The sequence below is a fragment of the Meiothermus sp. genome (assembly GCF_026004075.1).
Taxonomy (GTDB): Bacteria; Deinococcota; Deinococci; order Deinococcales; family Thermaceae; genus Meiothermus.
This window is the reverse complement of record NZ_BPIK01000001.1, coordinates 468,784-482,500: the sequence shown is the minus strand read 5'-3', so window position 1 is coordinate 482,500 and position 13,717 is coordinate 468,784. Positions and strand designations below refer to the sequence as shown.

14 protein-coding genes (1 of these 14 cut by a window edge) are annotated in these 13,717 nt (G+C 58.8%); 10 read left to right on the top strand and 4 right to left on the bottom strand.

The annotated features are described in order from the left end of the window. From Q0X18_RS02295 to Q0X18_RS02275, 5 genes are all read left to right on the top strand, one after another. A protein-coding gene (locus Q0X18_RS02295; protein ID WP_297558015.1) for a RuBisCO large subunit C-terminal-like domain-containing protein crosses the window boundary here: on the top strand, nt 1-1,085 show its 3' portion. Its footprint begins 19 nt before the window's first position; 1,085 of the gene's 1,104 nt are visible here — the last part of the coding sequence; its start codon lies off the left edge, out of view; the stop codon is at nt 1,083-1,085. An 11-nt stretch (nt 1,086-1,096) separates the two neighbouring features. After that, nucleotides 1,097-1,552, top strand: a complete 456-nt coding sequence (locus Q0X18_RS02290) for a cupin domain-containing protein (RefSeq protein WP_297558013.1) — start codon at nt 1,097-1,099, stop codon at nt 1,550-1,552. Nucleotides 1,553-1,578: 26 nt separating this feature from the next. Further along, the gene (locus Q0X18_RS02285; protein WP_297558011.1) at nt 1,579-2,058 is read left to right on the top strand and encodes a hypothetical protein; all 480 of its coding nucleotides are present in this window, start codon (nt 1,579-1,581) and stop codon (nt 2,056-2,058) included. A 55-nt stretch (nt 2,059-2,113) separates the two neighbouring features. Next, nucleotides 2,114-3,421: a hypothetical protein gene (locus tag Q0X18_RS02280; RefSeq protein WP_297558009.1), complete on the top strand. Its 1,308-nt coding sequence runs from the start codon at nt 2,114-2,116 to the stop codon at nt 3,419-3,421. Between the two features lie 115 nt (nt 3,422-3,536). Then, nucleotides 3,537-4,031, top strand: a complete 495-nt coding sequence (locus Q0X18_RS02275) for a Rab family GTPase (protein WP_297558007.1) — start codon at nt 3,537-3,539, stop codon at nt 4,029-4,031. A gap of 47 nt (nt 4,032-4,078) precedes the next feature. Here Q0X18_RS02275 and lon read toward each other — a convergent pair whose 3' ends face one another. Then, nucleotides 4,079-6,529, bottom strand: a complete 2,451-nt coding sequence (gene lon, locus Q0X18_RS02270) for an endopeptidase La (RefSeq protein WP_297558005.1) — start codon at nt 6,527-6,529, stop codon at nt 4,079-4,081. Between the two features lie 132 nt (nt 6,530-6,661). Here lon and Q0X18_RS02265 point away from each other — a divergent pair, with 132 nt between their 5' ends. Continuing rightward, entirely contained in the window at nt 6,662-7,645 is a 984-nt protein-coding gene (locus Q0X18_RS02265; RefSeq protein ID WP_297558003.1) for a DUF1517 domain-containing protein, read from the top strand. Here Q0X18_RS02265 and Q0X18_RS02260 read toward each other — a convergent pair. After that, the gene (locus tag Q0X18_RS02260; RefSeq protein ID WP_297558001.1) at nt 7,642-8,118 is read right to left on the bottom strand and encodes a redoxin domain-containing protein; all 477 of its coding nucleotides are present in this window, start codon (nt 8,116-8,118) and stop codon (nt 7,642-7,644) included. The two genes, Q0X18_RS02265 and Q0X18_RS02260, sit on opposite strands and share 4 nt — an antisense overlap. A gap of 160 nt (nt 8,119-8,278) precedes the next feature. On the opposite strand from Q0X18_RS02260, the gene ispG reads away from it, so the two are divergent. Both ispG and Q0X18_RS02250 read left to right on the top strand, forming a co-directional pair. Then, complete coding sequence (ispG, locus tag Q0X18_RS02255) at nt 8,279-9,502, top strand: flavodoxin-dependent (E)-4-hydroxy-3-methylbut-2-enyl-diphosphate synthase (RefSeq protein ID WP_297557999.1); 1,224 nt, start codon at nt 8,279-8,281, stop codon at nt 9,500-9,502. Between the two features lie 683 nt (nt 9,503-10,185). Continuing rightward, the gene (locus Q0X18_RS02250; RefSeq protein WP_297557997.1) at nt 10,186-10,380 is read left to right on the top strand and encodes a hypothetical protein; all 195 of its coding nucleotides are present in this window, start codon (nt 10,186-10,188) and stop codon (nt 10,378-10,380) included. A gap of 52 nt (nt 10,381-10,432) precedes the next feature. Here the strand turns inward: Q0X18_RS02250 and Q0X18_RS02245 are convergent, their stop codons facing one another. After that, a complete protein-coding gene (locus tag Q0X18_RS02245) occupies nt 10,433-10,999 on the bottom strand; it encodes a thioredoxin family protein (protein WP_297557994.1) in 567 nt (188 codons plus the stop codon). Nucleotides 11,000-11,043: 44 nt separating this feature from the next. After that, nucleotides 11,044-12,015 (bottom strand): type I phosphomannose isomerase catalytic subunit, encoded by a 972-nt coding sequence (locus Q0X18_RS02240; protein WP_297557990.1) that lies wholly within the window; start codon nt 12,013-12,015, stop codon nt 11,044-11,046. A gap of 242 nt (nt 12,016-12,257) precedes the next feature. On the opposite strand from Q0X18_RS02240, the gene Q0X18_RS02235 reads away from it, so the two are divergent. Continuing rightward, nucleotides 12,258-12,884 (top strand): metallophosphoesterase, encoded by a 627-nt coding sequence (locus Q0X18_RS02235; protein ID WP_297557986.1) that lies wholly within the window; start codon nt 12,258-12,260, stop codon nt 12,882-12,884. Further along, a complete protein-coding gene (locus tag Q0X18_RS02230) occupies nt 12,881-13,684 on the top strand; it encodes an SDR family oxidoreductase (RefSeq protein ID WP_297557983.1) in 804 nt (267 codons plus the stop codon). The genes Q0X18_RS02235 and Q0X18_RS02230 overlap by 4 nt, the downstream gene beginning before the upstream one ends. The last annotated feature ends 33 nt before the right edge of the window (nt 13,685-13,717 follow it).

Here is a 13,717-nt window from a genome sequence, read left to right as displayed (position 1 = left end):
CCTACCGCATCAAATCCACCGAAGCACAGATCGAAGCCAGGGCCCAGGCTCTGGCCGTCGAGCAAAGCATCGAGATGCCCCCCACCGCCGTGCGCCAGCCCGAGCTGCTGCAAAAGGTGCTGGCGCGGGTGGTCTCCATCCAGGAGGACGGAGCGGGGTATTTCCGGGTTGTGCTGCATTTTGCCGAAGAGACCACGGCATTCGAGACAACCGGTCTGCTCAACGTGCTTTTTGGAAACTGTGCCTTACAGGAAGATGTCGAGCTGCTAGACCTGAAGCTGCCACCCAGTTTGCTCTCGGTGTTTGCAGGGCCGCGCTTTGGCATCGCCGGACTGCGCCAACTGGCTCAGGTGGAAGGCCGACCCCTAACCTGCACCGCCCTCAAGCCCCAGGGCCTCTCCCCCACCCAGCTCGCCGAACTGGCCTATACCTTTGCCTTGGGGGGCATTGACATCGTCAAGGACGACCACGGCCTCACCAACCAGCCCACCGCCCCTTTCGCCGAGCGGGTGGGGGTTATTCAGGAGGCCATTGCCCGGGCCAACGCCGAGACCGGCGGCCACACTCTATACGCACCTATGCTGGCCGGCAGTCCTAAAACCCTGCACCACCACCTGAATATCGCCCGGCAAGCTGGGGTCAAGATCATACTTACAGCACCCATGTTGCTTGGGTTGCCAACTTTTCAGGAGGTGGTCGAAGATCTGGGCCTGGCGGTGTTGGGTCATCCGGCCTTTGCAGGCCTTCGTATTAGCCCGCCACTAATGTTTGGCAAGCTCTTTAGGCTTCTGGGCGCCGACGCAGTAATCTTTCCTAACCAGGGTGGGCGCTTTGCTTACAGCCAGCAAGCCTGCCTGGCGCTGGCCCAGGCCGCTCGAGCCCCCTGGAGCCACATCCGCCCGGCCCTGCCAGTACCGGCGGGGGGCATGACAGTCGAGCGGGTGGAAGAGCTGCTGGAGCTGTATGGATCTGACACCATGCTCTTGATTGGCGGCAACCTCTTGGCCGCCAAAGACAACCTGCTGGAACGCACCCGCGAGTTTGTACAGAAAGTAGTAGTTAGTGGGGGAAAAACCAGCCGTTAGAATACCGCCATATGACTTCGACCAAAATCAAAGCCAAGCGAGCTGCACGGCAGTATACCTGGGAAGACGTGGAGGTACTGACCTACAAATCGGAAGGAACGGCCCCCTTCAAGGATGTAACCCGTCAGGTGCTGTTTGATGACCCTCACCTGGCAGCTCAGTGGCGCTATTTCGAGGTAGCCCCAGACGGCCATACCACCCTCGAGCGCCACCAGCACGTGCACGCGGTAATGGTCATCCGGGGACGGGGGGCCTGCTTGGTGGGAACCGAGGTATTTTCAATCGAGCTACACGATCTTATTCATGTACCCCCCCTCACCTGGCACCAGTTCCGCGCCACCCTGAACGAGCCGCTGGGCTTCTTATGCCTGGTAAATAGCGAGCGCGACCGACCCGAGCTGCCAGGGTCAGAAGATTTGCAACTTTTGCGTCAAAACCCAGATGTTGCTGCATTTATCCGGGTTTGAAGCTTATCTTGTGATAAGGTGATGAAATGGCTAAGCGTGTCTTTATAGAAGAAAGCAAGACCCAAACGCACGAGAACCCCGAAGCTCACCTCGAGCAGATTCGAACCATTCTGTTCGGGCAGCAAATGCTGACCATCGAGCAAAAGCTACAGGGCTTGGAGCAGCGAACCACCGAACTCAATCAAGAACTCCTGGATCGCATTGCTAGCCTGGAAGACCGACTGGCCGGGCTTTTACGCCAAGAGGCCGAGGAGCGGCAAATTGCCGACCAAGCCCTCCAGGGCAGCCTGGACACTGCGGTAGACAACCTGGAGGATAAGCTAGCCTCGGAAACGAAAGAAATTCGGGCCGAGTTGAAGGATCAGGGCAGGGAGCTAAATAAAAAGCTCGACCAGGTAGCCTCGAGCCTGCAAGCCGCTATCGAAGAGTTGCGCCTGCACAAAACCGATCGGAAGGTTTTAGCCAACCTGCTGGCAAGCATGGCCGATAGCCTGCAAAAAGATTAGCGAGATAATCCGTGGTTATACTCCCCGATTCCGAGTTTCCTCGCGTACTTTAGTCATGGCCCATCCCACACCACCACCCCCCCCACAAGGCGACCTCGAGGCCCTGCGGCGGTTATTGCTCGAGCCTGAGCAGCAGGCGCTCCAGGCCCTGCAAGACCCGGCCCGCTGGGAAGAATGGGTCGCACGGGTGCTGCCGGAGGCTTTGCTTCGCCGTGTGCAGAGCGACAAGGCTTTGCTGTATGTACTTAACCCCATCATCGAAGAAGCTTTCGTGAGGCTGGCACAGCGTAATCCGAAGCTGCTGGTAGACATTCTGTTTCCCGTATTGTTACCAGCTATTCGACGGGTGGTGGTGAACCTATTTGCCTCGCTCACACAAAGCCTGAACCAAACCCTCGACCAGGTTTTCAGTCTGCAGGGGCTGCGGTGGCGCCTCGAGGCCCTCACCACCGGTAAATCCTTTGCCGAGGTGGTGCTCTCGCATACCCTGCTATACCGGGTTGAGCAGATCTTACTGATAGAGCGCACCAGCGGCTTGCTGCTGGCTCATCGGGTCGCCGAAGGGGTCAGCGTGCAGGATGGCACCCTGGTCTCGGGAATGCTAACAGCCATTGGCGACTTTGTGCGGGACTCCTTCGACCCGGAGGCAGGGCTCAATGCAGTGAATTTCGGTGAGCGGGTACTGGTGGTTGAGCAAGGCCCCCAGGCTGTGCTGGCCGCAGTGGTGCGAGGCACACCTCCACAGGTCTTGCAGGAACGACTGCTGGACGTTCTTGGGGAAATCCAAACCCGTTTTTCCGACAAGCTTAGGAGCTACAACGGCGATAGTGCGGCTTTTGTCGAAGCCCATCCACTCTTGGATTCCCTGCTGGAGGCCGAGTACAAGCGCCCGGAAAACCGCCGTCCTTATGCGGTGCTGGTCATTCTGGGCTTACTTCTGTTGGGGCTGGGCGGGTGGGGTTGGAGCAATTTCCAGGCCAACCGGGCTTGGAATGCGTACCTCGAGCGCCTTTCCAATACCCCTGGCCTGGTAGTTACGGAAGCCCCCCACCGCTACGAGGTGCGCGGTCTGCGTGATCCCCTGGCCCCCGATCCTTCGAGCCTGCTGGCAGGCTTACCTATTCGCGCCGAGCGGCTCCGGGCAAACTGGCAGCCCTATCAGTCGCTCGAGCCCGAGATCGTGCTAAAGCGCGTCCAGCAGCGTATGGACACCCCTGCCACAGTACGGTTAACCTGGCGTGATGGGGTACTGGTGGTCAACGGACGTGCCACACAGGCCTGGCTCAGTCGCCTCCGCAACCTGGCTCCTTTGCTGGGGGTGGAGCAGCTCGATACCCGCGAGCTGGTACTCGAGACGCCATAAGGAAATTTACCCGCTTCTCCACTTGCACCCATGACGACTCCAGCCTTAGACTGCCATCTATGATGGCACCAGGCTCGCTGGTGGGAATTACGGTGCAGTATCAGGGGGCTGCTAGGTGATACAAAAGAAAATCTGCATGCTGGGGGCCTTTGGAGTAGGCAAAACCAGCTTAGTCGCGCGGTATGTCCATGGCATCTTTTCCGAAAAGTATCAGACCACCGTCGGTGTCAAGATCGACAAAAAGGTGGTCACGGTTGGCGGACAAGAAGTAGGCCTGGTCTTGTGGGATCTGTACGGTGAAGATCAGTTCCAGCGGGTACAATCCTTCTATATACGGGGCAGCTCAGGCTATTTATTGGTGGCCGATGGAACCCGCCCCGAGACCCTCGAGGCTGCCCAAAGCCTGCAGGAACGCGCCCAAGAGGTGCTGGGATCAGTTCCCTTCATCCTGCTGATCAACAAGCATGACCTGCCCTGGCAGGTGAGCGAAGCGCAGGTAAGCCAATTAAGGGCAAAAGGCTGGGAGGTACGTTACACCAGCGCCAAAACCGGCAAAGCCGTAGAGGAAGCCTTCCATTCGCTGGCCGGTCGGATGCTCGAGCAGTCATAATTCACCCAGTGCAACCTTTCGATTGCACTGGGCATATGGCAATTGCTCTACGCTCTTGCCACAGGCTGTTCTTTAGCCCGCCGAGTTTTCTTAGCGGGAGCCGGCGCTTTGCGCTCGAGGGCTGCTAGGCCGCCCACCAGGGCCCAGTTCAGCACCTCATCCAGCGACTCGGCGAAGTGAAACCGCAGGTTTTGACGCAGATAGGCTGGAATATCTGAGAGGTCGGGCTGGTTCCGCTTGGGCAGAATCACCTCGCGAATGCCAGCTCGCCGAGCCCCCAGCACCTTTTCCTTGACCCCGCCAATGGGCAATACCCGCCCGGTAAGGGTAATTTCACCGGTCATGGCCACATCATTGCGCACGGGGACTTCGGCCAGGGCCGAGACCAGGGCAGCGGTAATGGCAATGCCTGCCGAGGGGCCTTCTTTGGGCACGGCCCCGGCGGGAACGTGAATGTGTACGTCCGAATTATCGAAGCGCTCGAGGGGGATGCCAAAGCGCGTCGCGTTTTTCTTGGCGTAAGAAAGCGCCGCCCGGGCCGATTCCTTCATTACGTCCCCAAGCTGCCCGGTCAGGATCAGGTTACCCTTGCCCGGCATCACCGAGACCTCGATGAACATGATGTCGCCCCCCACCGGGGTGTAGAACATCCCCGTAGCCACCCCAATCTGGGGCGCTCTGGCCTCGGACTCGGGCTGGAAGCGGGCCGGGCCCAGGTATTTTTCCAGATCGCCCTCGCCAATCCGCACCCGCTTTTTCCCGCCTTCCAAGATGGCGCGGGCCGCCTTGCGCAGCAAAGTGCCAATCTCGCGCTCGAGGTTGCGCACCCCCGCCTCGCGGGTGTAGTGGGTAATCAGGCGCATCAGGGCCGCCTCGGTGATGTGCACCTGGTTTTCCTTGAGCCCGTTCTCGCTCATCTGCCGGGGCAGCAGATACCGCTTGGCGATCTCGAGCTTCTCCTGCTCGATGTAGCTGGTAAACTCGATCAGCTCCATGCGGTCGAACAGGGGGCCTGGGATGTTCTCCGGGAAGTTGGCGGTGCAGATGAACAGCACCTCGCTCATGTCGAAGGGAACCCCCAGGTAGTGATCGGTGAACTCTTTGTTCTGCGCCGGGTCGAGCAGCTCGAGCAAAGCCGCCGCAGGGTCGCCCTGGTAGGAAACCCCCAGCTTGTCCACCTCGTCCAGCAGGATAACGGGGTTCTTGCTACCAGCCTGGCGCATGCCCTGGATAATACGGCCCGGCATGGCCCCAATGTAGGTACGGCGGTGGCCGCGAATGTCGGACTCGTCGCGGGCACCCCCCAGCGAGATGCGGTGGTATTTGCGGCCCAGGCTCTTGGCAATGGACTTGGCAATGGAGGTCTTGCCCACCCCTGGCGGCCCCACAAACAGCAGGATGGGGCCTTTGGAAACCTCCTCAGGGGGAATCTCGCCCTTTTTCTGGCGCTCGAGCTTCAGTTTGCGCACCGCCAGATACTCCAGCACCCGATCCTTGACCTTATCCAAGCCGTAGTGGTCTTCGTCCAGAATCTTCTTGGCTTCCTGAAGGTCAATCTGGTCTTCGGTGCGGGTGTTCCAGGGCAGGTTGATAATCCAGTCCAGGTAGGTGCGCACCACGCTGGCCTCGGCGGAGTCGGGATGCATGCGGGCAAAGCGCGAAAGCTCCCGCTCTACTTCGGGCAAGACGTTTGGGGGCAGGTTCAGGGCCGCAATCTTCTGGCGGAACTCCTCCACCTCCATCTCGCCCTCCTCGCCGTGAAGCTCGCGCTGGATGGCCTTCATCTGCTCGCGCAGATAAAACTCCCGCTGGTTTTTATCTATTTCCTCTTTTACCTGCTGCTGAATGCGCCGCTGGGTCTCTACCAAGTCCAGCTCGGCGTCCAGCAGTATGGCAATGCGCTTGAGCCGATCCACCACCGAAGGCGTGGCCAGAATTTGCTGCTTGTCTTCCAGTTTGAAATCGAGGTGGAAAGCAATGTAATCGGCCAGTTGCGAGGGGTCTTCCAGGTTGAGCACAAACTGGGCCACTTCGGGCGAGACGTATTTGCCCTCCCGCAGCAGGTTCTCAAAACGCTCCTTAACCTCCCGGAATAAGGCGGTTACCTCGGTGGCTTTGCCTTCAACCTCGGGCAGTCGCACCACGCTGGCTTCCAGATAGCCGTCCGCAGGGTAGTACTGTTGCACCCGCACTCGAGCAAAAGCCTGAACCAGCATCTGCACAGAACCGTCGGCGTTTTTCCGCATCCGTAGTATGTTGCATGCGGTACCCACCTCGTACAGGTCGTTTGCGCCGGGTTCTTCTACGTCCTTGTCCCTCTGGCTTACGATCAGGATCACCCGCTCCTGTGACAGGGCTGCTTCGATAGCCCGTATGGAGATAGGTCGCCCAGCATCAATGGGCATCACCATGCTGGGGTAAATTACCGAGCCACGCACCGGACAGACCGGGAGTCTCTCGGGAAGGTGGGAATTGTTTTTTTCGGTTTTGTCGCTCATAGTGCACTCCCTATCTATCGCAAGTGGTACTTCTTAGTCGTTGGGCCTATATCCTGAGTCTATTATTATCAAGTTTAGTGATTATATCAATAGCAATAAGAATCTCCTACACAATACCGTATGCTGGGGTGGATGCGATTTATCTGGGTTTGGGTTTTTCTATTCCTCTGGGCCATAGCAGCCTGGCCTAGTAGTATCACCGGAAGCAGCCTGGACTGGAGTTTGGCAGCAGCACAACGCAGTGGGGGCGGGGTGGGAGGTCGGGGCGGCTTTTCTACGCCACGCTCGAGCCCTTCAATCCCCAGGGTCAATCCCTCTCCCTCCCCTTCTCTGCCGCTGCCAACCCCCCGCAGCTACCCCAGCTACCCCACCTATCCCCGCGACTACTATCCCCCCAGCAGCCCTAGCTACCCCTCCAGCCGTCCACCGATTTATGTAACTCCAGGTGCGGGCTATGGCATTGACCTAATCGCACTAATATTCATTGTCGGCATTGTTATAGTCAGCTTCTCAATGATACGGGGTTTGCAGCGGGCTGGAAGTGGTACCGGAGTCGGTGACGAGCCCGAAAGCACTGTAGCCCGGCTTCGGCTGGCCATCCTTTACAACCCCGAGTTGCAGGCCAGCTTACGCCAGACCGCCGAAGCAGCCGATACCGAGAGTGTGCGGGGGCTGGCCGACCTCATGGACAACACCGCGGTACTGCTGTTACGCGAGCAGGCTGGGTGGCGCTTTGGTATGTACGAGGTCTGGACAGGCAGCCTTCAAAAGGCCGAGGGGCAGTTCGATGCCTGGATGACCGAGACCCGCTCCGAGTTTGTCGAAACGTACCGGCACTTCGAAGGTAAAGAGGTGGTTCAGGCCGGCTATCAGCCCAAGGCCGAGCCCGATGGACGCTACATCCTGGTAACGCTCCTGCTGGCTGTAAGTGGCAGCCTACCCTCCATACCAACCCCCTTGCGTCGCGAGGGTGCGCGTCAGGCCCTGATGGCCCTGGCCTCCTCGAGCCCTACCAACACCCTGGCCGCCTACGTAGCCTGGACGCCCGAGGCCAGCGGCGAAGCCCTCACTGAGCAGGAGCTGCTGATGGGCTGGCCCAGGCTCGAGCTGCTCTAGGCGGCAGCGGTCAGTGCCTTTACGGCTGCCGCCACTTCATCGTAGGGCGGCTCCTGCGCAGGAACCTCAGCCACCCAGGCCCAGACAATCCGGCCCGTGCCATCCACCACATAGGCCGCCCGCTGCGAAAAACCGGGCAGACCCCGCAGGCTAATCTCCAGACCAAAGGCCCGGGTCGCTTCTTTGCCATAGTCGGAGATGAGCGGGAAAGCCAGACTAAGGGCTTTTGCATAAGCCCCCAGGGTCCAGGGGGTGTCCACACTCAGGCCGTACACCAGGGCTCCCAGTTCGTTGTATGCGGCCAGACCATCCCGGAAGGTGCAGAGTTCGCGCTCACAAACTCGGGTATGGGCCGCCGGGAAAAACAGCAGCACCAGGGGCTTGCCCTGCGCCAGTTGGGGCAGTCGCAAGGCCTCGGCAGCGGTGTTGTAGACGGTCACATCCGGTAGGAAGTCGCCAACTTGTATCGCCATAACCTACCCAAAGTTACCAAAAGAGTGTTTTCTCGGGTAGAGATGTCCCCTAGCTGCACCCCCAGCGAGGCCCCAGGATAAAGGACTTTAATTTGGTTGGGCACCCGACCCCTGCCCTAATCTACTATCTACCTGGCCAAAGGATATTAGACTCGTTGGTATGACAGTGAAGCGTCGCAAAACTCCAACCGTCTGGGTGGGCAAAGTCCCCAAAGGGGGCGACCACCCGGTGGTGGTACAGTCCATGACCAACACCGATACCGCCGACATCGAGGCCACGGTGGGGCAGGTCTGGGCCCTGGCCCGTGCCGGCTCCGAAGTCGTGCGCATGACCGTCAACAACGATGAAGCTGCCAAGGCTGTACCGGAGATCAAGCGCCGCCTGGCCGACCTGGGGGTGGATGTGCCCCTGGTGGGCGATTTTCACTTCAACGGCCATATCCTGTTGCGCAAATATCCCGAGATGGCGCTGGCCCTGGACAAGTACCGCATCAACCCCGGCACGGTAGGCAAGGGCAAGCAGCAGGATCCCAACTTCCGCACCATGTGTGAGGTGGCCGTGGAGTACGGCAAACCGGTGCGCATTGGGGTGAACTGGGGCTCACTGGACGCGGGACTGCTCGACGAGATGATGGAGGCCAACGCGGCCCGCCCCGAGCCCAAAGACGCCCACCAGGTTACCCTGGAGACCATCGTGGAGTCGGCGGTGCGTAGTTACGAGTGGGCCCTCAAATATGGCCTGACCGAGGATAAAATTATCCTCTCGGCCAAGATTTCCAATGCCCCCGATCTGTGGTGGGTCTACCGCGAGCTGGCCCGGCGCACCACTGCGCCGCTGCACCTGGGGCTCACCGAGGCCGGTATGGGCGTGAGCGGCATCGTTGCCAGCACCGCGGGCCTGGTACCCCTGCTGTCCGAGGGGATTGGCGACACCATCCGGGTCTCCATCACCCCAGCTCCCGGAGAGCCCCGCACCAAGGAGGTGGAGGTCGCCCTGGAAATCCTGCAATCCATTGGGGTGCGGCAGTTTACCCCCAGCGTGGCCAGTTGCCCTGGCTGTGGGCGCACCACCAGCACCTTCTTTCAGGAACTGGCCCAGCAGGTCTCTACCCGCCTAAATGCCCAGATGCCGGTCTGGAAAACTCAGTACCCCGGTGTCGAAAACCTGAAGGTCGCTGTTATGGGGTGCGTGGTTAACGGCCCTGGCGAGTCCAAGCACGCCGACATTGGCATTTCCCTGCCCGGCACCGGCGAGGCCCCCCGCGCCCCGGTTTACATTAACGGGCAGCTCGCCACCACCCTCAAGGGCGATCGCATCGCCGAGGAGTTTATGGGCATGGTGGAGGAGTACATTCAAAAGCGCTTCGGCAAGCAGATGGCATAATACCGGATTCAAAAAGATAGTCTTCTAACAAAAACCCTGGCGGCTATCTTTTTTGAATCCTAAGTTGCGCCAGGGCAGATTGGCAAAACCAGCGGAATCGGCAAGGTGTACCCGACGCAATTCCCCACTAACCGTTGGGGATCGGATCTCGCATTTCAACTATGGAGACACTTAACTTCGGTCGGGTTAGTTCGCCATCGTTCGGAGGCGAACCAACCGAATCTGGTATAACACTCGGCTTGTACCGTTTCCGCTTGAATCCTTCACCGTTGGACGCAGTCAGAGGTGAAGAATTCAAGCCAACCGAAGGGAGTAGAAAAGCATTTCGGTAGTATCGTTTAGGCTTGCCGAAGTGAACGATACTGCCGAAATGCGTATCGCACCTCTGGCTCCGTGGCCAATGACCCCACACTGACCTGTGGGCTATTCACTGGCTGGAGCGGATCAAGACGGGCAAGCTGGCATACAACTGGAGTACACCCGACAAGGATACGGCAGCTTTTCGAGTAGTGTGTGGTCTGCTTACACCATTTGGGGTTTTCATTTGTGTAAGTTAGATATCTCTACAATAAATATAGTGTGGTATTAAGTGTGTATATTTTAGCAATCGTGTAAATGTTCTGACATTTGGATTATCCAAAATAACACCACTCGATCTATCCTTAGTCCAAGGAGGGAGTAGCATGGAGACCACCCTGATGGAGACTAACAGCAGCCCGCTGCGGCAGTATTCGAGCTCGAGCCATCTGACCCGCCCTGCCCGTCTGATTCTTGGCCGTCCCCCCGCCAAAAGCTCAGTTAAGGCTATCTGGGACGGCTTCCGCATGAGCAAGGCCTGGGGCGAGGCCCTCGAGACCTACGACCTGCCCCACGAGTAATTCGGAAATAGAAACACACGGCGGGCCCGTCCCGCCGTTTTTCGTGCTGTCATCAACCGATGGTCACAGTAGGCTCGTTGCCGGGCTTCCACTTGATGGTGCAGCCAATGGCGTTGGCCTCGGTAAAAGGAGGCTCCTGCCCCTGTGTCAGGGCCGATAGCACCAGATCCAGGGTGTGTTCCTGCACGCCAGAAGGGTTTTTGGGGGAATCGTTGACCCGGCCATGGTAGCGGAGTTTGCGGTTCTGATCGAAGACAAAAACTTCCGGCGTACGCAGGGCTTTATAGGCTTTTGCAGTGGCCTGCGTTTCGTCCAGGAGGTAGGGAAAGTTGAAATTGTGCATTCTGGCGAAGGCCCGCATGCCCTCCGGCGCGTCCTCGGGGTAGCGCTCGTAATCGTTGGCGTTGATACCCAAAAAAGCCACCTTGCCCCGGTACTTCTCAGCCAGAGCCACGATTTCCTGGATAGAGCCCTTGACGTAAGGGCAGTGGTTGCAGATGAAGATAACCGCCAAAAACGGCTCGCTAAAGGCCGAAAGCCGAACCATCTGGCCCGAAAGATCGGGCAGCTCCGCATCGATCAAGCCTGCACCCAAAGGCAGTTGGTCGTACTGCAGCATGGTTTAATGCTAGCAGACTTCGTACCCCGAGAAATAATGGGTGCTTATGGAATCATCCGAACCGAGTTCGGATACCAGCCCAGCCAGTCCGATGAGGGCACAAACGCACCCAGAAACTGGGCCTGACCCGAGAGTTCGATGGCCTCCCCTGCCCCAATCAGCAAGGTATCGCCCCAGGAGAGCGACCCTTCCAGCCATTCCGCGCCTCCCGCAACGAGCGTCAGGAGCAAGAAACTGTCCTGGGGTGCCTGGAGGGTCAGCCTACCCCGCAGGTGGTGGCGCTCGAGCACAAAAGCCTCGCTGGCCAGCAGGATTTCTTTATTGCAGGCCGGCAGCGGGGCAAGGTGTGGCAGTGGGGTGGGCTCGAGCCTGGCGACATCCAGACCTTTCTCCAGATGCAGCTCACGGGGCCGTCCGTAGTCGTAGAGGCGGTAGGTCAGGTCGGAGCGCTGCTGTACTTCGTAGAGCAGAAGTCCGGGCCCCAGGGCATGAATAGTGCCTGCAGGAACCGGAATCACCTGCTCCGATACCACCCATTCCCGCCGCAGGCAGTTCCAGATGGAGCCCTCCTGGGCTGCTTTGGCCAGGCTTTCGCGCGCCATCGGCTCGAGCAGGCCATAGACAATTTCACCCTCGCCCTCGAGGATGTACCAGGCCTCGGTTTTGCCATGAAAACCACTGGCCGCCTCCACGGTGTGGGCATAGGTGTCGTCGGGGTGTACCTGCACCGAGAGCCACTCGGCCGTATCGAGGAATTTGATGAGCAGGGGGAGCTCGAGGCCATACTTGCTATAAGGCGTCCTGCCGATAAAATCGGCTCCAAGCTGGGGCAACACCTCGGCCAGAGTTCGGCCTGCCCACCGCCCTGAGCGAATGCGGTTCTGGTCATAAGCCAGCCAGAGTTCTCCAATGGGTTCTACGGTTTGCAGGCCAAGTCGCTCGGCGATGCGAGTCCCGCCCCATACGCGGGACACCGGCTGGGCCTCGAGGTCAACCACCGATACCGACTGCTTCATACCTTCGATACTAAAACCCGATAAACCTAGCCCCCATGCCAAATGCACCAACTAGGTAAATCACTATAAGGTAGTGGACTAAGCAAAATTACGAGCGCGGTTCCACACCAGCACTGCCAAAGCCCTGAATGTGGTCAGTGAGCGACGCTAACAGCGGCCTTGCAGGCATATTTTGGTATTAGACTAAACCTGGGCCGGGTAGTTGGGTTGCATTTGGGCATCCACCCCTGGAATAGTACGTCATGCGAATCCTAGCGCTCTCCGACCAGATTCATCCCTTTATCTACCAGGAGCGCTTTCCTCACAATCTGCCTTCTTTTGATTTGGTGCTATTGGCCGGAGACCTTCCGGGCAGCTATATCGAGTTTATCGCGACCAAGGTCAGGGTTCCGGTGGTATATGTGCACGGGAATCACAAGGAGGAGTATGTCCAGGATTACCTGGGCAACCTCACGCCTCCAGGAGGGGCGATCAAGGCCCATGGGCGCATTGTAAGTGTGGCAGGGATCAGGATTGCAGGCTGGGGGGGATGCCCACGCTACAATGACCGTAATATCGGCCAGTACAGCGAAGTAGATGCCACGATTCGGTTTTTGTCCTGGTACCCAGTGCTGATGCAGCGCCGATGGCGTACAGGGCACGGGGTAGACATCCTGCTTAGCCATGCCCCGCCTCCGGGGCCTCATGCCGGCACCGACTTTGCTCACCGTGGTAGCACAGCACTGGGTCTATTCCACCGACTGTACCGGCCCAAGATTCACGTTCACGGCCATATTCATCTCTACGAGGCCCAGCCCAAGCGGGAGTACACCAGCCCCGAAGGCGTCCGGGTTATCAATGCCTTCGAGTACACGCTGATCGAACTATGAAGATTGCCGGCAGTCTATGCGTAGTCAGTGGGGCCAGCAGCGGAATTGGCAAAGCCACAGCCCTCGAGCTTGCTGCCCGTGGGGGCCGGGTAGTACTGGTAGCCCGACGCGCACAGGCACTGGAGGAAGTCTGCAGTCAAATTCGCTCCACTGGCGCTCAAGCCTGGGCCTTCCCCACCGACCTCAGCAAGCCCCAGGAGGCAGTTCGCCTGGGTGAGCTGGTGCTGGGCCAACTCGGCCCCCCTGACATCCTGATTCACAGTGCCGGAGCAGGTGAGTGGCGCTTTTTGGACGAAACCCCAATCGAAGACTTGCAGCGTCTGATGAACACCCCTTACTTTGCTGCTGCTTACCTTACACGGGTTTTTTTACCTGCGATGCTCGAGCAAAACCGGGGCTTTATTCTCTCGGTCTGCTCTCCGGCCAGCCGGCTGGTCTGGCCGGGCGCAACCGGTTATATCGCCGCCCGCTGGGCCCTGAACGGCCTGACTGAGGCCCTGAGAGCTGACTTATACCGTAGCAATCTACGGGTGTGTGCCTTTTTTCCAGGAAAAATTAGCGACAGCGAATACTTCACCCGCAACACCGACACCGAAAATCGAATACCTAAGGTAGGACGTTTTATTCCTGAAATTACCTCTCGACAAGCCGCCTTAGGCATTGTACGGGCCATCGAGCGCGAGGCCCGGATGATGTTCGTGCCCTGGCAGCTCTATGCCTTCGACCTCCTGGCCCGATTATTCCCCCGTATCGCCGAGCACCTAGCCTGGCATAGCGGGGCTCACCGAAAGGGTTTATAGCAGATAGCTTCGGTAGGAGTAGCCCAGCACCAC

What these genes read in the sequence shown, in the direction of transcription:
- Q0X18_RS02290 (WP_297558013.1), top strand. Translation starts at nt 1,097, where the DNA reads ATGACTTCGACCAAAATCAAAGCCAAGCGAGCTGCACGGCAGTATACC.
- Q0X18_RS02285 (WP_297558011.1), top strand. Translation starts at nt 1,579, where the DNA reads ATGGCTAAGCGTGTCTTTATAGAAGAAAGCAAGACCCAAACGCACGAG.
- Q0X18_RS02280 (WP_297558009.1), top strand. Translation starts at nt 2,114, where the DNA reads ATGGCCCATCCCACACCACCACCCCCCCCACAAGGCGACCTCGAGGCC.
- lon (WP_297558005.1), bottom strand. Translation starts at nt 6,529, where the DNA reads ATGAGCGACAAAACCGAAAAAAACAATTCCCACCTTCCCGAGAGACTC.
- Q0X18_RS02265 (WP_297558003.1), top strand. Translation starts at nt 6,662, where the DNA reads ATGCGATTTATCTGGGTTTGGGTTTTTCTATTCCTCTGGGCCATAGCA.
- Q0X18_RS02260 (WP_297558001.1), bottom strand. Translation starts at nt 8,118, where the DNA reads ATGGCGATACAAGTTGGCGACTTCCTACCGGATGTGACCGTCTACAAC.
- ispG (WP_297557999.1), top strand. Translation starts at nt 8,279, where the DNA reads ATGACAGTGAAGCGTCGCAAAACTCCAACCGTCTGGGTGGGCAAAGTC.
- Q0X18_RS02250 (WP_297557997.1), top strand. Translation starts at nt 10,186, where the DNA reads ATGGAGACCACCCTGATGGAGACTAACAGCAGCCCGCTGCGGCAGTAT.
- Q0X18_RS02245 (WP_297557994.1), bottom strand. Translation starts at nt 10,999, where the DNA reads ATGCTGCAGTACGACCAACTGCCTTTGGGTGCAGGCTTGATCGATGCG.
- Q0X18_RS02240 (WP_297557990.1), bottom strand. Translation starts at nt 12,015, where the DNA reads ATGAAGCAGTCGGTATCGGTGGTTGACCTCGAGGCCCAGCCGGTGTCC.
- Q0X18_RS02235 (WP_297557986.1), top strand. Translation starts at nt 12,258, where the DNA reads ATGCGAATCCTAGCGCTCTCCGACCAGATTCATCCCTTTATCTACCAG.
- Q0X18_RS02230 (WP_297557983.1), top strand. Translation starts at nt 12,881, where the DNA reads ATGAAGATTGCCGGCAGTCTATGCGTAGTCAGTGGGGCCAGCAGCGGA.